General features: G+C 70.5%; 18 protein-coding genes and 2 riboswitches. Of the genes, 12 read left to right on the top strand and 6 right to left on the bottom strand.

Features of this window, described 5'->3' with window-relative positions; translation table 11 throughout:
- Positions 1 to 9: 9 nt before the first annotated feature.
- The 7 genes from JI739_RS08875 (at position 10) to JI739_RS08845 (ending at position 8,109) form a co-directional block, all read left to right on the top strand.
- Complete coding sequence (locus JI739_RS08875) at positions 10 to 849, top strand: alpha/beta hydrolase (protein WP_201683529.1); 840 nt, start codon at positions 10 to 12, stop codon at positions 847 to 849.
- A gap of 155 nt (positions 850 to 1,004) precedes the next feature.
- On the top strand, positions 1,005 to 2,234 hold the full coding sequence (locus JI739_RS08870; RefSeq protein ID WP_201683528.1) for a Bcr/CflA family efflux MFS transporter: 1,230 nt from the start codon (positions 1,005 to 1,007) through the stop codon (positions 2,232 to 2,234).
- Entirely contained in the window at positions 2,212 to 3,189 is a 978-nt protein-coding gene (miaA, locus tag JI739_RS08865; protein WP_201683527.1) for a tRNA (adenosine(37)-N6)-dimethylallyltransferase MiaA, read from the top strand. Before JI739_RS08870 ends, miaA begins: the two co-directional genes overlap by 23 nt.
- The gene (locus JI739_RS08860; RefSeq protein WP_201683526.1) at positions 3,186 to 3,878 is read left to right on the top strand and encodes an ABC transporter ATP-binding protein; all 693 of its coding nucleotides are present in this window, start codon (positions 3,186 to 3,188) and stop codon (positions 3,876 to 3,878) included. Before miaA ends, JI739_RS08860 begins: the two co-directional genes overlap by 4 nt.
- A gap of 115 nt (positions 3,879 to 3,993) precedes the next feature.
- Positions 3,994 to 4,476, top strand: a complete 483-nt coding sequence (locus JI739_RS08855) for a hemerythrin domain-containing protein (RefSeq protein WP_201683525.1) — start codon at positions 3,994 to 3,996, stop codon at positions 4,474 to 4,476.
- Positions 4,477 to 4,510: 34 nt separating this feature from the next.
- Positions 4,511 to 7,039, top strand: a complete 2,529-nt coding sequence (locus JI739_RS08850) for an ABC transporter permease (RefSeq protein WP_201683740.1) — start codon at positions 4,511 to 4,513, stop codon at positions 7,037 to 7,039.
- Positions 7,039 to 8,109 carry a lipocalin-like domain-containing protein gene (locus tag JI739_RS08845; RefSeq protein ID WP_201683524.1) on the top strand — a complete coding sequence of 357 codons (1,071 nt, stop codon included), beginning with the start codon at positions 7,039 to 7,041 and terminating at the stop codon, positions 8,107 to 8,109. Before JI739_RS08850 ends, JI739_RS08845 begins: the two co-directional genes overlap by 1 nt.
- 349 nt (positions 8,110 to 8,458) lie before the next feature.
- On the opposite strand, the gene JI739_RS08840 is transcribed toward JI739_RS08845, so the two are convergent.
- Both JI739_RS08840 and JI739_RS08835 read right to left on the bottom strand, forming a co-directional pair.
- Positions 8,459 to 9,622 carry a PilT/PilU family type 4a pilus ATPase gene (locus tag JI739_RS08840; protein WP_201683523.1) on the bottom strand — a complete coding sequence of 388 codons (1,164 nt, stop codon included), beginning with the start codon at positions 9,620 to 9,622 and terminating at the stop codon, positions 8,459 to 8,461.
- 92 nt (positions 9,623 to 9,714) lie between these two features.
- A complete protein-coding gene (locus JI739_RS08835) occupies positions 9,715 to 9,933 on the bottom strand; it encodes a catalase-related domain-containing protein (RefSeq protein WP_201683522.1) in 219 nt (72 codons plus the stop codon).
- Positions 9,934 to 10,072: 139 nt separating this feature from the next.
- On the opposite strand from JI739_RS08835, the gene JI739_RS08830 reads away from it, so the two are divergent.
- The 5 genes from JI739_RS08830 to JI739_RS08810 all read left to right on the top strand — a co-directional run bounded on the left by JI739_RS08830 (position 10,073) and on the right by JI739_RS08810 (position 17,152).
- Positions 10,073 to 11,761: an electron transfer flavoprotein-ubiquinone oxidoreductase gene (locus tag JI739_RS08830; protein ID WP_201683521.1), complete on the top strand. Its 1,689-nt coding sequence runs from the start codon at positions 10,073 to 10,075 to the stop codon at positions 11,759 to 11,761.
- A 27-nt stretch (positions 11,762 to 11,788) separates the two neighbouring features.
- Positions 11,789 to 11,875: riboswitch (glycine riboswitch) on the top strand.
- Positions 11,876 to 11,889: 14 nt separating this feature from the next.
- A riboswitch (glycine riboswitch) is annotated at positions 11,890 to 11,995 on the top strand.
- A gap of 42 nt (positions 11,996 to 12,037) precedes the next feature.
- Positions 12,038 to 13,198: a glycine cleavage system aminomethyltransferase GcvT gene (gene gcvT / locus JI739_RS08825; RefSeq protein ID WP_201683520.1), complete on the top strand. Its 1,161-nt coding sequence runs from the start codon at positions 12,038 to 12,040 to the stop codon at positions 13,196 to 13,198.
- Positions 13,199 to 13,225: 27 nt separating this feature from the next.
- The gene (gene gcvH, locus JI739_RS08820) at positions 13,226 to 13,597 is read left to right on the top strand and encodes a glycine cleavage system protein GcvH (protein WP_201683519.1); all 372 of its coding nucleotides are present in this window, start codon (positions 13,226 to 13,228) and stop codon (positions 13,595 to 13,597) included.
- Between the two features lie 200 nt (positions 13,598 to 13,797).
- Positions 13,798 to 16,677, top strand: coding sequence for an aminomethyl-transferring glycine dehydrogenase (gcvP, locus tag JI739_RS08815; protein ID WP_201683518.1), 2,880 nt, complete (start codon positions 13,798 to 13,800; stop codon positions 16,675 to 16,677).
- A gap of 70 nt (positions 16,678 to 16,747) precedes the next feature.
- A complete protein-coding gene (locus tag JI739_RS08810; RefSeq protein WP_201683517.1) occupies positions 16,748 to 17,152 on the top strand; it encodes a response regulator in 405 nt (134 codons plus the stop codon).
- Between the two features lie 60 nt (positions 17,153 to 17,212).
- Here the strand turns inward: JI739_RS08810 and JI739_RS08805 are convergent, their stop codons facing one another.
- The 4 genes from JI739_RS08805 to JI739_RS08790 form a co-directional block, all read right to left on the bottom strand.
- On the bottom strand, positions 17,213 to 17,869 hold the full coding sequence (locus JI739_RS08805) for a DsbA family oxidoreductase (protein ID WP_201683516.1): 657 nt from the start codon (positions 17,867 to 17,869) through the stop codon (positions 17,213 to 17,215).
- Positions 17,870 to 17,934: 65 nt separating this feature from the next.
- Entirely contained in the window at positions 17,935 to 18,804 is an 870-nt protein-coding gene (locus JI739_RS08800) for an NAD(P)/FAD-dependent oxidoreductase (protein WP_201683515.1), read from the bottom strand.
- A 123-nt stretch (positions 18,805 to 18,927) separates the two neighbouring features.
- Positions 18,928 to 19,311, bottom strand: coding sequence for a hypothetical protein (locus tag JI739_RS08795; protein ID WP_201683514.1), 384 nt, complete (start codon positions 19,309 to 19,311; stop codon positions 18,928 to 18,930).
- Between the two features lie 19 nt (positions 19,312 to 19,330).
- Positions 19,331 to 19,973 (bottom strand): carbohydrate-binding protein (locus tag JI739_RS08790; RefSeq protein ID WP_494338067.1); only part of this gene is annotated, 643 nt, incomplete at its 5' end.

Genomic DNA, 19,973 nt, shown 5'->3' with positions numbered 1-19,973 from the left:
CTCATGGTCATGAAGCGCTCCCTGCTGTTCGCCGCGCCGGTCCTCGCGGCCCTGCTCAACTTCGGCTGCGCCACGCTCGACGAGAAACAGCGCGCCTGGATCTTCCAGCCCAGTGACCGGGCCTGGGGCGGCAGCGCCGCCCTGGCCGAGGGCATGGAAGACGTCTGGATCAACTTCGACTCGCGCGTCACCGGCCAGAGCGTGCAGCTGCACGGGCTCTGGGCCCAGGCCAGCGAACCGCGCCCCGGGCAGCCGGTGATGCTGTACCTGCACGGCGCGCGCTGGAACGTGGCTGGTTCCGCCGGCCGCATCCGCCGCATGCAGGAGCTGGGCTTCTCGGTGCTGGCGATCGACTACCGCGGCTTCGGCAAGAGCACCCACGCCCTGCCGTCCGAGAACATGGCCTACGAGGACGCGCGCGCGGCCTGGGATTGGCTGGGCCGCAAGTACGCCGACCGACCGCGCTACGTGTTCGGGCACTCCCTGGGCGGTGCCATCGCCATCGACCTGGCCTCGCAGGTGGCCGACGAGCGCGGCACCATCGTCGAAGGCACCTTCACCTCCATCGCCGACGTGGCCAGCACCTTCCGCTGGGGCTGGCTGCCGCTGGGGCCGCTGATCACGCAGCGCTTCGAGTCGGTGCGCAAGGTGCCGCAGGTGGGCTCGCCGCTGCTGGTGGTGCACGGCAGCCGCGACAGCCTGATCCAGTCCAGCCTGGCGCGCCGCCTGTACGACGCGGCGCCCGATCCCAAGCGCTTCGTGCTGGTGGACGGCGGATCGCACCACAGCACGATGTCCATGGGGCTGGCCATGTACCGCGAAGCGATCAGCGATCTGTTCGAGAAATAAGAGTCACCCCGAAGCGCCTCCGTCGCCTCCCCTCGAGGGGCGCCACCAGCGGCCCGGCCGATCCGGTTGCGCGGTGGCACTGGAAGGGCCGGCCGCTGCGCGACGGCTGAGGGTGACGCGGCAGTCCGGCCGCACCCTCTGCTACGCTCGCCGCGATGTCTGCTTCCGTTCCGGCCGGCCCTGTCTCCATGAGCCCCGGCGTCGTCGTCGTCCTGCTATCGCTTCTCCTGGGCCTGCAGCCCCTCACCACCGACCTGTACTTGCCGGCCTTGCCTGGCCTCACCCGCGCCCTGGGCGCCGAGCCGGCCCAGGCCCAGGCCCAGGCCACCCTCGCCGTGCTGCTGCTGGCCTTCGGCATCTCCCAGCTGGCGTGGGGCCCCCTGTCCGATCGATTCGGCCGCCGCCCCGTGCTGCTGGCCGGCATCGGCATCTATGTCGGCGCCTCGGTCGGTTGTGCGCTGGCCCCCTCGATGGACCTGCTGGTCGCCTGGCGCGCCGCGCAGGGCGCGGCCATGGGCGCGGCGGTGATGGGTGCTCGCGCCATCGTGCGCGACCTGTACGAACCGCAGGTGGGCGCACGCACCATGGCCAAGGGCCTGTCCGGCCTGGGCGTCATCGCCTGCCTGAGCGCGCCGCTCGGCGGCGTGGTCGCCGATCTCTTCGGCTGGCGTTGGGCGCTGGCCCTGCTCGGGATCTTCAGTGCCCTGCTGTGGCTCATCATCGCGCGCCACTTCACCGAGTCGCTGCCCGCCGAACGACGCGCGCCGCTGCACCCGGGCGCCATCGCCCGCAGCTGGTGGACCATCATCCGGCACCCCACTTTCCTGGCCGGTTCGGCCCTGGCCACCACGTCGTATGCCGGCCTGTTCACCTTCCTGGCCACCGCGCCCTTCGTGTTCGGCCAGGTGATCGGCCTGGGTGCCACCGAGGTGGGCGTGGCCCTGTTCTCGGTATCGCTGACCTACCTGGCGGGCACCGTGCTGGCGAGGCGCCTGCTCACGCGCATCGGCCTGCGGCGCGCGGTGATGTGGGCCGGCGGCGTCAGCCTGCTGGCCGGCACGGTGCTGGTGCTGCTGGCCTGGGCGGGCGTGCGCGGCATCTGGGCGCTGCTGCCCCCGATCTGGCTGTTCATGCTCGCGCACGGCGTGCACCAGCCCTGCGGCCAGGTCGTCGCGGTGGCGCCCTTTCCCAAGGCCGCCGGCGCCGCTGCGGCCCTGAACGGTTTCCTGATGATGCTGGTGGCTTTCGCGATGGGCGGCTGGCTCGGTCGCCAGGCCATGGACAGTGCCTGGCCGCTGGTCTCGGGCCTGTGGTTCTGGGGCGTCTGCATCGCGGTCGTGGCCTTCACCCTGGTGCGTCGCCATGGCGAGCTGCGGCGCGCCTGACCCGCAGTACCTGGCCTTGGCCGGGCCGACCGCGTCGGGCAAGACCGCCGCCGCCCTGGCCTTGGCGCGCGAGCTGCCCGTCGAGGTCGTGAACGTCGATTCGGCCCTGGTCTACCGCGGCATGGACATCGGCACGGCCAAGCCCTCGCCGTCCGAGCGCGCGGCGGTGCCGCACCACCTGATCGACATCCGCGACCCGCGCGAGAGCTACAGCGCCGCCGAGTTCGCCGCCGATGCGCGCCAGTGCGTGGCGCAGATCCGCGCGCGCGGCGCGCTGCCGCTGCTGGTGGGCGGCACGATGCTGTACTTCAAGGCCCTGTTCGAGGGACTGGCCGCCATGCCGGCCGCCGATGCCGGCACCCGCAGCCGCATCGAGGCCGACGCACGCGAGCGGGGCTGGCCCGCGCTGCATGCCGAACTCGCCCGCGTCGACCCCGCCACCGCGGCCCGGCTGGCGCCGCTCGATGCCCAGCGCATCCAGCGCGCCCTCGAGGTCTGGCAGCTGTCGGGCCGCCCGATCAGCGACTGGCACGCGCAGCCGGCGCCAGGCACCGGGCTCGCGCCCCTGCTGCTGGTGTCACTGGAGCCGACCGACCGGGCCTGGCTGCACCACCGCATCGAGGCGCGCTTCGACGACATGCTGCGTGCCGGCCTGCTGGACGAGGTGCGCCGCCTGCGTGCACGCGGCGACCTGTCGCCGCAGCTTCCCAGCATCCGCTGCGTGGGCTATCGGCAAGCCTGGGAATGGCTGGACGCGCAGGACGCCGGCCAGCCGCTGCCGCTGGGCGTGCTGCGCGAGCGCGGCATCGCCGCCACCCGCCAGCTGGCCAAGCGGCAGCTCACCTGGCTGCGCGGCATGCCGCAGCGACGCGTGGTCGCCTGCGACGCGCCCGACGCCACCACGCAGGTGCTCGAGCTGCTGCGGCAGCAGGCGCGCCGGCTGGAGCTGGCATGAGCGACCTGCCGGCGTCCCCCGTTGCGCCGCCGATCCGCATCGAGGGCCTGGCCAAGCGTTACGGCACGGACACCGTCTTCACCGATGTCTCGCTGCGCATCGACCCGGGCGTGTTCGTCGCCATCCTGGGCGAGTCCGGCGTGGGCAAGTCCACGCTGCTCAATTGCATGGCCGGGCTCGATCACTGGGACGCGGGCACCGTGCACCTGTGCGGCCACGACCTGGGGGCGGCGGGCGACGAGCAGCGCGCGATCCTGCGCCGGCGCCACGTGGGATTCGTGTTCCAGGCCTTCCACGTCCTGCCGCACCTGGACGTGGCGCAGAACGTGGGCTTGCCGCTGCTGCTGCTGCAGGCGCCGGCCGTCGAGCGGACCGATCGTGTGCGCCAGGCATTGGCCGCGGTGGGGCTGGAGGGGCTGGACCAGCGGCTGCCGCAGCAACTCAGCGGCGGCCAGTTGCAGCGCGTGGCGATCGCCCGCGCGCTGGTGCATCGGCCGGCGCTGCTCCTGGCGGACGAGCCCACCGGCAACCTCGATCCCGGCACCGCGGCACGCGTGATGGACCTGCTGATCGCGCAGACCCGCCAGCACGGCGCCTCGCTGGTGCTGGTGACGCACTCGGACACGGCCGCGCGCCGCGCCGACCGGGTGCTGCGCCTGACCGCGCGCGGCCTCGAAGCCGCCGACTGAGCTGCACAGCCACCCCTCGCCGGCCTTCGCGCCTCCGGCACCCGGCCCCGGTGTTTTCCTACGCGCGCGGCTCGGGGCCAACCGGATCATCGCGGCACCACACCGGAGAAACACCATGGCTACACGTGCAAAGGACGCCTGCGATCTGCTCGATGCGGATCACCGCGCGGTCAAGAAAATGTTCAAGGACTACGAAGAGCTGACGCAGTCGCGCGCACGCAGCGCCGCGCAGAAGAAGCTGGAGCTGGCCCGCCGCATCTGCCTGGAGCTGACCGTGCATGCGCAGATCGAGGAGGAGATCTTCTACCCCGCCTTGCGCAGCGCGATCAAGGACACCGACCTGCTGGACGAGGCCACGGTCGAACACCAGAGCGCCAAGGACCTGATCGCGCAGCTGCAGGAGATGTCCGAAACCGACCCGATGTTCGACGCCAAGGTCAAGGTGCTGGGCGAGTACGTGGACCACCACGTGAAGGAAGAGAAAAACGAGATCTTCCCCAAGGCCCGCAGCGCCCGAAAGCTCGACCTGATGGCCATGCGCGACGAGCTGGAAGCGCGCAAGGAGGAGCTCATGGGCGAGCACGAGGCGATGGCCTGACGAACCACCCCGGGGCCCACAATCGGGCCCCATGCTGGCGTCCCTTCTTCGCGGCTTCTCCTGGCAGGAACTGCGCCACCACCCCTGGCGCCACGCCACCGCGGTGGTGGCCGTCATGCTCGGGGTGGCGCTGGCGTTCGCGGTCCACCTGATCAACGCCTCGGCGCTGAGCGAGTTCTCCAGCGCCGTGCGCTCCGTGCAGGGCCGACCCGACCTCGAACTGCGCGCCGCGCAGGGCGGCTTCGACGAGTCGCTGTACGCCCGGCTTGCGGCCCACCCGCAGGTGCGCCTGGCCAGCCCCATCCTCGAACTGAGCACCCAGGCCCAGGGCGGCGCCGGCGGGCGGGCGGCGCTGCGCGTGCTGGGCGTGGACGCCCTGGCCGTGGCGTCCATCGCACCCGCGCTCATGCCCAGCCTCGACGCCGGCGCCGGACGCTTCGACCTGTTCGCCCCGGACGCCGTGTTCCTCAACCCGGCGGCCCGCCAGCAGCTTGGCGACCAACGGGTGCAGGTGCAGGTCGGCCTGCGGCTGCAGCCGCTGCGGGTCGCGGGCACCGTGGCGGCCCCGGGCGCTGCAACGGCGGTGATGGACATCGGGGCGGCCCAGGACCTGTTCGGCCGACGGGGCGAACTCACCCGAATCGACCTGCGGCTGGCCCCCGGAACCTCCGCGCGCGACTTCCTGCGCGGCCTCGAACTGCCGGCCGGCGTGGTGGCGGCCGAGCCCGCAGACGCCGCCCAGCGCATCGACCAGCTCTCGCGCGCCTACCGCGTGAACCTCACCGTGCTGGCCCTGGTGGCCCTGTTCACCGGGGCCTTCCTGGTGTTCTCGGTGCTGTCGCTGAGCGTGGCGCGGCGGCTGCAGCAACTGGCCCTGCTGGGCGTGCTGGGCGTCACCGCACGCCAGCGACTGGGGCTGGTGCTGGGCGAATCGCTGGTGCTCGGCGTGGCCGGCAGCGGCGCCGGCATCGCGCTCGGCACCGGGCTGGCGGCGCTGGCGCTGCGCCTGCTCGGCGGGGACCTGGGCGGCGGCTACTTCTCGGGGGTGGCGCCCGGCTTGCAGTGGAGCGCCCCGGCCGCCGGGGCCTACGGCGTGCTCGGCGTGATCGCCGCCGCGGTCGGCGGATGGTTCCCAGCCCGACTCGCCCAACGCCTGCCGCTGGCGCCCTCGCTCAAGGGCCTGGGCCACGCCGGCACCGGCCGCCGCGGCCATGGCGTCAGCGCCGCCCTGATCGTCGCCGGCTGCCTGCTGGCGCTGATGCCGCCCATCGCCGGCATGCCGCTGGCGGCCTATCTGTCGGTGGGACTGCTGCTGGTGGGCGGCATCACCGCCCTGCCCGCCGCCGTGTCGCTGGTCTACGACCGGCTGGCCCCGCACACGGCAGGCCGGCCGCTGGCGCTGCTGGCGGTGGAGCGGGCGCGGCGTGTGCGCGAGAGTGCCGCCGTGGCCGTGAGCGGCGTGGTCGCCGCGCTGAGCCTGGCCATCGCGCTCACCGTGATGGTCGCGAGCTTCCGGGACTCGGTGACCCGCTGGCTCGACGTGCTGCTGCCGGCCGACCTGTACGTGCGCACCGGCGAGAGCTCGGCGGCGGCCGACACCGCCTTCCTCGACCCGGCATTCGTGCAGGCGGCGGCGTCGCTGCCGGGCATCGCCCGCGCCGGCACCCAGCGGGTGCGCCCGCTGCTGCTGGACCCATCGATGCCGCCGGTGGTGCTGCTGGCGCGGCGGCTCGAGGAGCCGCAGCGGCAACTGCCGATGGTGGGCGAGGCACGGCCCGTGCCGGCCGGCCGCATCGGCGTCTATGTGAGCGAGGCCATGGTGGACCTGTACGGCGCCCGCGTCGGCCAGGGGCTGCCGGCGCTGGAGCAGGCCTTCGGGCAGGCAGGCGCCACGCCGCGCTTCTTCGTCGCCGGCATCTGGCGCGACTACGTGCGCCAGACCGGCGCGGTCATGGTGGACAGCGAGGACTACCGGCGGCTGACCGGCGACACCCGCAGCAACGACCTGCACCTGTGGCTGGCGCCGGGTGCCGACACCGGCGGTGTGCTGGCGGGTTTGCGCCAGCTCGGCGAGCAGCATGCCGGGGCCGCCGGCGTGCTGGAGTTCGCCAGCGCGCAGGACATCCGCGCCGCGTCGCTGCGCATCTTCGACCGCAGCTTCGCCGTCACCTACTGGCTGCAGGCCGTGGCCATCGCCATCGGGCTGTTCGGCGTCGCCGCCAGCTTCAGCGCCCAGGTGCTGGCGCGGCGCAAGGAGTTCGGGCTGCTGCAGCACCTGGGGCTGACCCGCGGCCAGGTGCTGCGGGTGGTGGCCGGGGAAGGCGCGGCCTGGACGGCCATCGGCTCGGCCGCCGGGCTGCTGCTGGGGCTGGCGGTGGCCGTGGTGCTGGTGCACGTGGTCAACCCGCAGAGCTTCCACTGGACGATGGACCTGCTGGTGCCCTGGGGTCGGCTGCTCCTGCTGTGCGCGCTGGTGGTGCTGGCCGGCACGCTCACGGCCTTCCTGGCCGGGCGCAGCGCCGCCGGGCGGGACGCGGTGCTGGCGGTGAAGGAGGACTGGTGATGGGCCCGAATCGCCGCCAGCTGGTCACGGCGCTTGCCTGGCCCCTCATCGGCTCGGTCGCCGTGCCGGCGCGGGCGCTCGAGCCGCGGACCCTGGTGTTCCCGCGCGACCACGGCGCCCACCCCGAATTGCGCACCGAATGGTGGTACATCACCGGCCACGCGAGCGCCGGCGAGCGGATGTTCGGCTTCCAGGTGACCTTCTTTCGCACGCGCGTCGACGTGGCGCAGGCGATCCAATCGCGCTTCGCCGCGCGCCAGCTGGTGTTCGCGCACGCCGCGATCACCGACCTGGCCGGCCGGCGCCTGTGGCACGACCAGCGCATCGCGCGGGCCGGCTTCGGCATCGCCGAGGCGGCCGAGGACGACACCCGCGTGCAGCTGCGCGACTGGTCGCTGCGACGCCGGGCCGATGGCCGCTACCTGGCACGGCTGGGCGGTGAAGAGTTCGCCATCGAGCTGGATTTCATGCCCACCCAGCCCTTGCTGCTGCAGGGCGAGGCGGGCCTGTCTCGCAAGGGGCCCGACCCGCGCCAGGCCAGCTACTACTACAGCCAGCCGCAGTTGCAGGCCTCGGGCCAGCTGCGAGTGGGCGAGCAGCGCTTCGACGTCACCGGTCGCGGCTGGCTGGATCACGAGTGGAGCGAGGAGCTGCTGCACCCCGAGGCCGTCGGCTGGGACTGGATCGGCATGAACCTGGACGACGGCAGCGCCCTCACCGCGTTCCGCTTGCGCCGGGCCGACGGCAGCACGGTCTGGGACGGGGGCTCGTTCCGCGCGGCCGGTGGGGTGGCCCGCGCCTTTGCCGCCGGCCAGACGCGCTTCACGCCGCGCGAGTCCTGGACCAGCCCGGCATCGGGCGCGCGCTATCCGGTGCGATGGCAGATCGAATGCCCGGCAGGGCGGTTCGAGGTGCGCGCGCTCATGCCCACGCAGGAACTCGACAGCCGCGCCTCCACCGGCGCCGTGTACTGGGAGGGCTTGTCCGAACTGCTCGACGCGCACGGCTCCCACATGGGCCTGGGCTATCTGGAAATGACGGGGTATGCGCAGCCGCTGAGGCTGAATTGAATCTCAGTCGTTCGGTGTCAGGCGGAGCTCGGGTGCAACGATCTCGTCTGCCGGAACGGCCCACCCATCACGCGCATCACGTACACCGACTCGACCGTGCCAAGCGCCTGGGGAGTCGGAAAGCGCTGGTACGCCGATACCGGAGTGCAAACGCAAAGACAGACTCCACAAAAGAGGTGACGGCGTCCATGGACTCCACAAGGTCACAGCACCTGGCGCCCCTCGGCCAAATTGATCAGGCGCGGAAAGCACGAGATCGCCGGTCTTCGGCCACTACCTGCCTGCAGCTCACGCAAATGGGGTAAGCCTCGAGGTACTTACGCGCCTGGAACCAGGCGAGGCGGGACCCCTACCCGATCCGCCGCCGCCGCAGGTTGGTCAGCCGCTCGTTGGTTTCGTCCTGCGTGCCGGCGGCCAGGCGGATGCGCAGGGACAGGTCGGTCTTGGAGTCGGCATGCTCGAGCGCGGTCTCCAGGCCGATCTCGTCGCGTTGATACAACTCGAAGAGCGATTGATCGAAGGAGTGCATGCCGACCTCGACCGATTTGGCGATGACGGACTTGAGCTCATCGGCCTCGCCCTTCTGGATCAACTCCGACACGTAGGCGGTGAGCAGCATGACCTCGGTGGCCGGCACGCGCGGGCCGTTGCCGGTTTGCACCAGGCGCTGGGCCAGCACGCCCTTGAGGTTGAGCGACAGGTCCATCAGCACCTGCTTGCGGGCCGCATCCGGGAAGAAATTGATGATGCGCTCGATGGCCTGGTTGGCGTTGTTGGCGTGCAGGGTGGAGACGCACAGGTGCCCGGTCTCGGCATAGTGCAGCGCGTGCTGCATGGTCTCCTGGTCGCGGATCTCGCCGATCATGATCACGTCGGGCGCCTCGCGCAGCGCGTGCCGCAGGGCGTCGCCGAAGGAACGCGTGTCCAGCCCCACCTCGCGCTGGTCGATGATGCACTTGCGGTGCTCGTGCACGAACTCGATCGGGTCTTCCACCGTGAGGATGTGCCCTGGCGCGCGCTGGTTGCGGTGCTCGAGCATGGCGGCCAGCGTGGTCGACTTGCCCGAACCGGCCGAGCCCACCACCAGCACCAGGCCCTGGCGCAGCATGGCCAGGCGCTCGACCACCGGGGGAAGCCGCAGTTCCGGCAGCGTGGGAATGTGGCTGCGCACATGCCGCGCCACCAGGCTCACTTCGCCTCGCTGCACGTACACGTTGAAGCGGAACCGCCCCAGGCCGTCCACCGAGTACGCGAGGTCGCATTCGAGGTCGCGCTCGAAGTCGCGCACCTGGGTAGGCGACATCACCGAATACGCCAGCCGCTTGACGGCGCCGCGCGGCAGCGGCACCGAGCCCAGCGAAACCATGCGGCCCTCGACCTTGACGGCGGGCGGCGCCCCCACGGTCATGAACAGATCCGAAGCCTGCACGCGCACGACGTGTTGCAGGTACGCGCCGAGGTCGTCGGTTTCGACCGAGGGCGGCCGGGGCGCTTCGCTGGTGGGCAAGGACATATCGGAGGCTCGATTCCGGCACCCGAGCGAGCCGGATGCGTGGATGGAAACGCCGCCCGTGCCGGGCACCGGGCGACGCATGAGCGGCCATTCTAGGGACGCTGCTGAGCCGGCATTCCGCTCGATGGCCGCGAATGTCGCGCGCCATCCACGGCCGGGCGGACAAGTTCAATGCAAAGTACTCGTCCGCACGGCTTTGGTGGGTCCAGCTTGTGCCGGACCTCGGCGCCGTACCGTGGATCGGCCCGGTTGAAGTGGTCGACCTGCCGCGCCTGGATCGCCTCGGCCACGCCCGGCATGGCGTTGGCCATGTTCGCGCCTCTCTGTTTTGCAAGCTCCTCTTCGCCATGGGCCAAGAAGGGCGCGATGGGGTGCGGCATAGAATCTTTCGCTCCCCGGGCACGGCCGCCCCCCGGGCACCCCCCTCACAGAACAAGGATCGGGACATCCATGACGAACGAAGAAATCCTGGCGCGGTTCGGGCCGCGCGAATCCATGGCGTACGACGTGGTCGTGGTCGGCGCCGGCCCTGCCGGCCTGTCCACCGCCATTCGGCTCAAGCAACTGGCGGCCGAGGACGGGCGCGACGTGTCGGTGGTGGTGCTGGAGAAAGGCTCCGAGCCGGGTGCCCACATCCTGTCGGGCGCCATCATGGATCCGATCGCGCTCGAAGAACTCTTCCCCGACTGGCGCTCGCGCGGTGCACCGCTGAACCAGCCGGTGACCGAGGACATCTTCCTGTTCCTGGGCGAGCGCAGCGCCTGGCGCACGCCCAACGTGCTGTTGCCGTCCAACTTCCAGAACCACGGCAACTACATCATCAGCCTGGCCAACTTCACGCGCTGGCTGGCCCAGCAGGCCGAAGCCCTGGGCGTGGAGATCTTCCCCGGCTTCCCCGCGGCGGAGGTCCTGTACAACGAGGACGGCTCGGTCAAGGGCGTGGCCACCGCCCACATGGGCCTGGGCAAGGACGGCGAGCCCACTGACAATTTCCAGCTCGGCATGGAGCTGCACGCCCGCTACACCATCTTTGCCGAAGGTTCGCGCGGACACCTCGGCCGGCAACTGATCTCGCGCTTCAAGCTCGACGAGGGACGCGATCCGCAGAGCTACAGCATCGGCATCAAGGAAGTCTGGGAGATCGACCCCTCGCGACACACGCCGGGGCTGGCCCTGCACAGCGCCGGCTGGCCGCTGCGGGGCGACACCTATGGCGGCTCGTTCCTGTACCACCTGGAGAACCACCAGGTCGCCGTGGGCTTCGTGGTCGGGCTGGACTACGCCAACCCGTGGCTGTCCCCTTATGACGAGTTCCAGCGCTTCAAGACCCACCGGAACATCCGCTGGTACTTCGAGACGCCCGCGGGCGGCCGGCCGGCCAAGCGGCTGGCCTATGGCGCACGGGCGCTCACCGTGGGCGGGCTGCTGTCGCTGCCCAAGACGGTGTTCCCGGGCGGTGCGCTGGTGGGCTGCGAAGCGGGCTACCTCAACGCTTCGCGCATCAAGGGCAGCCACGCGGCCATCAAGACCGGCATGCTGGCCGCCGAAGCCGCCTTCCAGGCGCTGGCCCAGGGACGCCAGCACGACGAACTCACCTCCTACCCCGAGCATTTCGAGCGCTCGTGGCTGCACGCCGAGTTGAACAAGGCGCGCAACTTCAAGCAGTGGTTCAAGAAGGGGCTGAGCACGGCCACGGTGATGACCGGCGTCGAGCAGTTCCTGCTCAACGGCCGCATCCCCTGGACGCTGCACCGGGAAAAGGCCGACCACCTGTACCTGAAGCCGGCCGACCAGTGCAAGCCGATCGAGTACCCCAGGCCCGACGGCAAGCTCACGTTCGACAAGCTCTCGTCGGTGTTCATCTCCAACACCAACCATTCCGAGGACCAGCCGGCCCACCTCACCCTCAAGGACCCGTCGGTGCCCGTGGCGGTCAACCTGCGCACCTATGCCGGACCCGAGCAGCGCTACTGTCCGGCCGGGGTCTACGAGTTCGTCAAGGACGACGGGCAGGAGCGCCTGCAGATCAACGCGCAGAACTGCGTGCACTGCAAGACCTGCGACATCAAGGACCCGACGCAGAACATCGTCTGGGTGGTGCCCGAGGGCGGCGGCGGCCCCAACTACCCGAACATGTGAGGCCGATGGCCTGACGCTGGCTACAATGCCGCGTCGTCAGGAGAGCGCCGCCCCGTGCGGCCGCCGAAGGCGCAGGCCCCCAGCCGAACGCTCAGGTACAAAGGACTGGCGACACGCCCCGCAAGGGGCGTTTCCTTGCTGGAGAGAGGTGGTTTCGCAAGGAGCCATCCACCGAAGGAGCAAACCCCGTGACCCGGGGTGAATCTCTCAGGTAAAGCGGACAGCAGGGCCCGCCCATGGTCCCCTACCATGGCCTGCCCGCCCTTGAAAGTCCGCATGCCAGCCGCCACGTCCAGCCCAGCCCTGCAGCACACGCCGCTGCACGCCCTGCATCTCGAACTCGGCGCCCGCATGGTGCCCTTCGCCGGCCATGAGATGCCGGTGCAGTACCCCGCCGGGCTCATGGCCGAGCACCACCACACGCGCCGCGCCGCCGGGCTGTTCGACGTATCCCACATGGGCCAGCTTCGCCTGGCCGGACCGCAGGCCGCGGCAGCGTTCGAAAGCCTGATCCCCATGGACGTGCTCGACCTCGCGCCCGGCAAGCAGCGCTACGGCCTGCTGCTCACCGACGAGGGCACGATCATCGACGACCTGATGTTCATTCGGCGCGACGCTCGTTGCGGCGCGGCGGACGGCGACGACATCCTGGTCATCGTCAATGGCGCCTGCAAGGCCGGTGACATCGCGCACCTGCATTCGCGCATCGGCTCGCGCTGCGACGTGATCCCCCTGCCCGATCGCGCGCTGCTGGCACTGCAAGGACCGCAGGCGGTCACCGCGCTGTCCCGCGTCGTTCCCGGCGTCGAGCGCCTGGTCTTCATGACCGGCGCCGCCTTCGACTGGCAAGGCGCCGACCTGTTCATCACGCGCAGTGGCTACACCGGCGAAGACGGCTTCGAGATCTCGGTGCCCGCCGCCCAGGCCGAGGCGCTGGCGCGCAGCCTGCTGCAGCAAGCCGAGGTGAAGCCGATCGGCCTGGGGGCGCGCAATTCGCTGCGCCTGGAGGCGGGCCTGTGCCTGTACGGCAACGACATCGACACCACCACCACGCCGGCCGAGGCCGCGCTGGGCTGGGCGATCCAGAAGGTACGCCGCACCGGCGGCGCTCGCGCCGGCGGATTCCCCGGCGCCGAGCGCGTGCTGGCCGAGTTGCAGGGCACGGCACCCCTGGCTCGCAGGCGCGTGGGCCTGGTGGCGCTCGAGCGCGTGCCGGTGCGCGAGCACACCGCCTTGCAGGATCCGCAGGGCGCGCCGGTTGGTGAGGTCACCAGCGGCCTGCCGGGGCCCACCGCCGACCAGCCCATCGCCATGGGCTACGTGGGCCCTTCCCTGGCCACGCCGGGCACGCGGCTGCAGGCGCTGGTGCGCGGCAGGCCGGTGCCCATGGAAGTCGTCCCCCTGCCCTTCGTGCCGCACCGCTACCACCGCGGCTGAACCTTTACACACAACCCAGGAGAACCCATGACCATCAAGTACACGCCCGAGCACGAGTGGATCCGCGACGACGCGGGCACCGCCACCGTCGGCATCACCGTGCATGCGCAGGACGCGCTGGGCGACGTGGTGTTCGTCGACCTGCCGGAAGTCGGCCGGCGCTTCAGCAAGGGCGAGGTCGCTGGCGTGGTCGAGTCGGTCAAGGCCGCGGCCGATGTGTACATGCCGGTCACCGGCGAGGTGACCGAGGTCAACGAATCCCTGCGCGCCGATCCTTCGCTGGCCAACAGCGACCCGCTGGGCCAGGGCTGGTTCTTCAAGGTTCGACTGGACGATGCGGCCGAGCTGGAGGGGCTGATGGACGAGACGGCTTACGGGGAATTCGCGAAGAACGCGTGATGCCATCGAAGGCTTGCCGGTTGAACCTGCACCGCGCAGCTCGGCCCCACTTTTCGAAGCCACGCTTCGCGAACCCTTCGACGAGCCCAGGGCGAACGGATGTTGTTGTTCCGTTCAACCCGAGCCCGTCGAAGCCCTAGCGCGCCTGCCCAGCGCCTCGCCTCGAACGCCGAAGCCCCCTCACTCCACACCGCCGCGCCATGCCCCATTCCTTGCGAGACCTCGAGAACCCCGGCGAATTCATCCCGCGCCACATCGGCGTCGACGCCGCCGATGAAGCCCACATGCTCTCCGTGATCGGCGAGGCCTCGCGCCAGGCGCTGATCGAAGGCATCGTGCCGCGCGCCATCGCCCGCAGCCGCGAGATGAACCTGCCGCCCGCGGTGGGCGAAGCCGCGGCGCTGGCCGAGCTGCGCAGGATCGCCTCGCGCAACCAGGTGATGCGCAGCTTCATCGGCCAGGGCTACTACGGCACGACCACGCCGCCCGTCATCCTGCGCAACGTGCTGGAGAACCCGGCCTGGTACACCGCCTACACGCCCTACCAGGCCGAAATCAGCCAGGGCCGCATGGAGGCGCTGGTCAATTTCCAGACCCTGGTCTGCGACCTCACGGGCATGGCCATCGCCAATGCGTCCATGCTCGACGAGGCCACCAGCGCGGCCGAGGCCATGACCCTGGCGCGGCGCAGCGTCAAGGCGCGCAGCAACACCTTCGTCGTGGCAGGCGACTGCCACCCCCAGACCATCGAGGTGGTGCGCACGCGCGCCCGGCCGCTGGGCATCGAGGTGGTGCTCGCCAACTCGGCCGAGGAGTGGCAGCGCCTGCTGGCAGGCGACTATTTCGCCGTGCTGGCGCAGTACCCCGCCACCAGCGGCCGCATCGACGACCTGCGGGCCGACGTGGTGCAGGTGCATGCGAAACAGGCGGCCTTCATCGTGGCGGCCGACCTGCTGGCGCTCACGCTGCTGGTGCCGCCCGGGGAATGGGGTGCCGACATCGTGGTGGGCACCACCCAGCGCTTCGGCATGCCCATGGGCGCGGGCGGCCCGCACGCGGCCTACATGGCCTGTCGTGACGAGTACAAGCGCTCACTGCCGGGACGGCTGGTCGGGGTGAGCGTGGACGCGCACGGCAACCCGGCTTACCGCCTGGCGCTGCAGACCCGCGAACAGCACATCCGCCGCGAGAAAGCCACCTCCAACATCTGCACGGCCCAGGTGCTGCCGGCCGTGGTGGCCAGCATGTACGCGGTCTACCACGGCCCCGACGGGCTGCGCCGCATCGCGCAGCGGGTCGCGTGCTACACCGCCCTGCTGGCCCGCGGCCTGGAGCAGCTGGGGCACCGGCCGCGTTCGCCGAACTTCTTCGACACCGTGTCACTGCACACCGGCAAGTCCACCCAGACGCTGCTGGCCAAGGGCCACTCCCTCGGCGCCAACCTGCGCGTGGCCTGGGACGAGTACCTCTGCATCTCGCTGGACGAGACCACCACCCGCGCCGACATCGAACTGCTGTGGTCCGTCTTCGCGGCGCCCGGCCAGGAGTTGCCCCGCATCGCCGACTTCGAGCAAGGGCTGGAACCCGCCATCGCGCCGGCGCTTCGCCGCACCAGCGGTTTCCTCGCGCACCCGGTGTTCAACACGCACCACAGCGAAACCGGCATGCTGCGCTACATCCGCAGCCTGTCGGACAAGGACCTCGCGCTGGACCGCACCATGATCCCGCTGGGCAGTTGCACGATGAAGCTCAACGCCACCAGCGAGATGATCCCCATCACCTGGCCGGAGTTCGCGAACGTGCATCCCTTCGCGCCGGCCGACCAGCTGGCGGGCTACGCCGAGCTCGACGCGCAGCTGCGTGCCTGGCTGTGCGAAGCCACCGGCTACGCGGGCATCAGCCTGCAGCCCAACGCCGGCTCGCAGGGCGAGTACGCCGGGCTGCTGGCCATCAAGGCCTGGCACGAAAGCCGTGGCGAAGGCCAGCGCAACATCTGCCTCATTCCGTCTTCGGCGCACGGCACCAACCCGGCCAGCGCGCAGATGGTGGGCATGCAGGTGGTGGTGACCGCCTGCGACGAAGGCGGCAACGTCGACCTGGCCGACCTGGAGGCCAAGTGCCGCCAGCATGGCGACAAGCTGGCGGCGGTGATGATCACCTACCCCAGCACGCACGGCGTGTTCGAGACCCGCGTCAAGGAACTGTGCGAGCTGGTGCACCGGCACGGGGGCCGCGTGTACATCGATGGCGCCAACATGAACGCTCTGGTGGGCGTGGCCGCGCCGGGCGAGTTCGGCGGCGACGTGAGCCACCTCAACCTGCACAAGACCTTCTGCATCCCGCACGGAGGCGGCGGCCCCGGAGTGGGGCCGGTGTGCGTCGTGGAAGACCTGGTGCCCTTCCTGCCCGGGCATGCCACCGGCGGCGCGGGTGCCAGCCCGGTGGGAGCCGTTTCAGCCGCCCCCCTGGGCAACGCGGCCGTACTCCCCATCAGCTGGATGTACTGCCGCATGATGGGCGCGCAGGGCCTGCGCCAGGCGACCGAGGTGGCCATTCTTTCGGCCAACTACGTCAGCGTGCGCCTGCGCGAGCACTACCCCACGCTCTATGCCAGCCCCAACGGACACGTCGCCCACGAGTGCATCCTCGACCTGCGCCCGCTGAAGGACAGCAGCGGGGTGACGGCCGAAGATGTCGCCAAGCGGCTGATCGACTACGGCTTCCACGCGCCCACGCTGAGCTTTCCGGTGCCGGGCACGCTCATGGTCGAGCCCACGGAGAGCGAGACGCTGGACGAACTGGAGCGCTTCATAGCCGCCATGATCGCCATTCGCCAGGAAATCCAGCGCATCGAGACGGGCGAGTGGCCGCGCGAGGACAACCCGCTCAAGCACGCGCCGCATACCGCGGCCAGCCTGCTGCGCAGCGACTGGCAACACGCCTATCCGCGCGAAGTCGGCGCGGCGGTGCTGGACGAGCGCCGCCATGCCAAATACTGGCCGCCGGTCGGGCGCGTGGACAACGCCTGGGGCGACCGCAACCTGTTCTGCTCCTGCGTGCCGACCGGCGCTTACGAGTGATGCGCGCGCCGGCCGGCTTGTCGGGCCCGGCTTTGGCGGGGCATCATGGGGCCCGACCACCTCCACGCCCATGGGAATCACCGCGTTCATCGTCGAGGACAGCCCCGCCATCCGCGAGGCCCTGATCGAGACTTTGGCCGAGCTGGCCGACATCCGCACGGTGGGCGCCGCGAGCAGCGAGCGCGCTGCGAAGGACTGGCTGGCAGATCCGGCTCACGCCTGGGACCTGGCGATCGTCGACCTGGTGCTGGAGGGGCCGGGCAGCGGCCTGGGCGTGCTGCGCGCCCTGCGCCCGCGCCGGGCGGGGCAACACGTGCTGGTGCTCACCGCGACCGCGAGCCCTGCCGTCCGTGAACAATGCCTGGCGCTGGGCTGCGACGCGGTGTTCGACAAGGCCATGGAGCAGGACGCGCTGCTGGCCTGGTGCGCGGCGCTGGCAGGGGGCAGCCCCCCTCCTCGAGAGCCGCGCACCTGAAAGGCGCGTCCGAAGGCGGCCGATCCTTGGCCCCGGGAACGGGGGTGTGCCCACACCGCCTCAGTGGGCCGCAATCTGCCGCAGCGCCTGCTCGAAAACCTCCGGCGGCTGGCCGCCCTGGATCAGGTGGCGCTCATTGACGATCACCGAGGGCACGGCGTGGATGCCGGCACTGGTGTAGAACCGCTCGCGCTCGCGCACCTCCTGCGCATAGTCGTCGCCCGCCAGGATCTCGCGGGCGCGCTCCACCTCCAACCCAGCCTCCCGCACAGCCGCCAGCAGCACGTCCGTATCCGCGGGACTCTCGCCCCGTGTGAAATAGGCGGTGAGCAGCGCCTTCTTGAGCGCGTGCTGCCGCGATGCGTCCTGCAGCCCGGCCCAATGCAGCAAGCGGTGCGCATTGAAGGTGTTCCACATGCGGCCGCGCCCTTCCTTGCGGAAGTCGAACCCGACGGCCGCGGCCCGTTGGCGCAGCGCCTCCCAGTTGGCCGCCTGCTGCTCGGGTGTCGAGCCATACTTCTGGGCCAGGTGCTCCGTCAGGTCCTGCCCCTGCGGACCCATCTGCGGGTTCAACTCGAAAGGTTGGAAACGAAGCTCGACGCTCATGTCGCCCTGCAGGCGCACGATGGCCTGCTCGAGTGATGCCAGCCCGACAGCGCACCAGGGGCAGGCGACATCGGAGACGAAATCGATGGAGAGGGTGTGGGATGCGGACATGCAGGCGATGCTACGCCGCGTGGCGCGCAGCAGCACAGGCTTGTGCTCGCACCCTCCCGGCGAACTCAGAAGCTGGCCTGTTGCAGTTGTACCTGGATGGACTTCGCCACCTGCACGCCGTGGGCGTACGAGGTCGTGACGCAGGGGTGCCAGTAGTTGGTGACCTCGCCTGCTGCGAACAAGCCGGGCTGGCCCGAGACTGCGCCTCGCCGGTCGACGGCGACATAGCCGTCCTGCAGAGGCAGCTGCAGCCCGCCCGGGATGCAGGCCTCGAAGCCGAACTGCACCCCGAAGAAGTCGTACGGCGTGCCGTTGATGGTCATGGCGGAGGGGTCCGCCTCGAACGCGCCCACGTGCACGCACTCCGGCGCAACCTGTCGCTGCAAGACCTGCTGTGCGTGCGGCGTGCGGCGGCAATAGATGTCGACGGACCGCGCACCGCGTCGCAGCGCGAACGCCGCCTGGTCGAACGCGTTGTCGCCTCCACCCAGGATCGCCAGCCGCCTTTGGGCCACCTCCAGCCGCTCCATCGAGAGACCGGGGCCAATGCCGATTCGTGGGCCTTCGACAAAGCCATGGTGGCGTGGCCGGGCGCCCGTTGCGAGGACGAGGCATGGCGCCACATGGTGGGCGCATGCACTCGACACGTCCCATCCGCCAGCCCCGGCGTTGTGCGAAATGCGCGTGACGGTGACGTTCAGTTGATAGGGAACGCCAGCCGCATCGAGGTGCGCCTGCAACGACATGGCGACCTCCTGGCCACTTTTCCCCTGCAAGCCGGGCATCCACCGATTGGTGTAGGGACTTCGCAGCTGGAGCCCGCCGACCGCCGCTGCGGCTTCGAGCAACAGCACCCGCAAGCCCAGCTGATGCGCCCACAGCGCACAGGCGACACCGGCTGGTCCACCACCCACGACGATCAGGTCTTCTCCCATTCACCGGCTTTCCGGAGGGTCTGGATGCCCTCGTACGTGCGTCGCGAAGACGACGCAAACCGGCGCTGAGTGGCGCCTGGCTGCCCGCGGTTCCGACGAACACCGGGCGGCAGGGGCGCCGGCTCAGTTCTCGCGGTGCGGGTGTCCCACGTGCAGCACGCCGCGTCGCCGCGGATTCGCCTTCGCCTCGCCGGGGGTGCTGCATTGCAGGACGTGGCGCCCGCGTCCCGGTGGCGTGAAGGCCAACCGCCGTGGCTGCGGCCCGACTCGCACCTTGGGAACGAGGCCGGCGTCGAAGTCCGCTTCGCCGGTGGCGCGAACCGACAGCTCGACGGGCGTGCCAGGCTCGACCACGATCTCCCGCGGATCCATGTAGTCGGGGCCGCACTCGACATGAACCAGTTGGACGCCGCGTGCGTCGGGCACCGCGTACCAGGCTTCGGTGCCGATCTCCTGGGCTTGGGCCGCCGCCAACAGGGCCAGAGGAAGGAAAAGCAAGTGTTTCATGCCAGTCGTGCGCCGCCTGTCAGCAGGTATAGGGCGCCCAGTAATAGGTGCTGATGGTGGGGTTGTAGCCCGGATTGGCATGCCTGGCCCGGTACAGGCGCCCTTGATAGGTCACGATCGTCCCGGCGGCGTAATAGCGCCCGTTCACCCACTCCGGATACGTGCAAGTGACCGGTGCAGGTGCAGGTGCAGGTGCAGGTGCAGGTGCGGGTGCAGGTGCAGGTGCAGGTGCAGGTGCGGGTGCCGGTGCCGGTGCCGGTGCAGGTGCGGGTGCCGGTGCGGGTGCGGGTGCGGGTGCCGCAGCACAGTTGTAGGGCTCCCAGAAATAGGTGCTGATTGTCGGGTTGTAGCCGGGGTTGGCGTACTTCGCCCGATACAACGCCCCTTGATAGGTGACGATGCTGCCGGCGGGATAGGACTGGCCGTTCACCCAGTTCGGATAGCTGCAGGCTGCCGGTGCAGGCGCCGGTGCAGGCGCCGGTGCAGGCGCCGGAGCCGGAGCCGGAGCCGGAGCCGGAGCCGGTGCCGGTGCCGGTGCGGGTGCGGGTGCGGGTGCGGGTGCCGCAGCACAGTTGTAGGGCTCCCAGAAATAGGTGCTGATTGTCGGGTTGTAGCCGGGGTTGGCGTACTTCGCCCGATACAACGCCCCTTGATAGGTGACG

It is taken from the genome of Ramlibacter aurantiacus, assembly GCF_016722895.1.
Taxonomy (GTDB): domain Bacteria; phylum Pseudomonadota; class Gammaproteobacteria; order Burkholderiales; family Burkholderiaceae_C; genus Ramlibacter; species Ramlibacter aurantiacus.
This window is presented reverse-complemented; position numbering and strand designations above follow the sequence as displayed.

Bases quoted from the DNA above. Each gene is read 5' to 3' on its own strand.
- gcvT (WP_201683520.1), top strand. From the start codon at position 12,038: ATGCCAGCCGCCACGTCCAGCCCAGCCCTGCAGCACACGCCGCTGCAC.
- JI739_RS08860 (WP_201683526.1), top strand. From the start codon at position 3,186: ATGAGCGACCTGCCGGCGTCCCCCGTTGCGCCGCCGATCCGCATCGAG.
- JI739_RS08800 (WP_201683515.1), bottom strand. From the start codon at position 18,804: ATGGGAGAAGACCTGATCGTCGTGGGTGGTGGACCAGCCGGTGTCGCC.
- gcvP (WP_201683518.1), top strand. From the start codon at position 13,798: ATGCCCCATTCCTTGCGAGACCTCGAGAACCCCGGCGAATTCATCCCG.
- JI739_RS08810 (WP_201683517.1), top strand. From the start codon at position 16,748: ATGGGAATCACCGCGTTCATCGTCGAGGACAGCCCCGCCATCCGCGAG.
- JI739_RS08840 (WP_201683523.1), bottom strand. From the start codon at position 9,622: ATGTCCTTGCCCACCAGCGAAGCGCCCCGGCCGCCCTCGGTCGAAACC.
- JI739_RS08795 (WP_201683514.1), bottom strand. From the start codon at position 19,311: ATGAAACACTTGCTTTTCCTTCCTCTGGCCCTGTTGGCGGCGGCCCAA.
- miaA (WP_201683527.1), top strand. From the start codon at position 2,212: ATGGCGAGCTGCGGCGCGCCTGACCCGCAGTACCTGGCCTTGGCCGGG.
- gcvH (WP_201683519.1), top strand. From the start codon at position 13,226: ATGACCATCAAGTACACGCCCGAGCACGAGTGGATCCGCGACGACGCG.
- JI739_RS08870 (WP_201683528.1), top strand. From the start codon at position 1,005: ATGTCTGCTTCCGTTCCGGCCGGCCCTGTCTCCATGAGCCCCGGCGTC.
- JI739_RS08875 (WP_201683529.1), top strand. From the start codon at position 10: ATGAAGCGCTCCCTGCTGTTCGCCGCGCCGGTCCTCGCGGCCCTGCTC.
- JI739_RS08835 (WP_201683522.1), bottom strand. From the start codon at position 9,933: ATGGCCAACGCCATGCCGGGCGTGGCCGAGGCGATCCAGGCGCGGCAG.
- JI739_RS08805 (WP_201683516.1), bottom strand. From the start codon at position 17,869: ATGTCCGCATCCCACACCCTCTCCATCGATTTCGTCTCCGATGTCGCC.
- JI739_RS08855 (WP_201683525.1), top strand. From the start codon at position 3,994: ATGGCTACACGTGCAAAGGACGCCTGCGATCTGCTCGATGCGGATCAC.
- JI739_RS08830 (WP_201683521.1), top strand. From the start codon at position 10,073: ATGACGAACGAAGAAATCCTGGCGCGGTTCGGGCCGCGCGAATCCATG.
- JI739_RS08845 (WP_201683524.1), top strand. From the start codon at position 7,039: ATGGGCCCGAATCGCCGCCAGCTGGTCACGGCGCTTGCCTGGCCCCTC.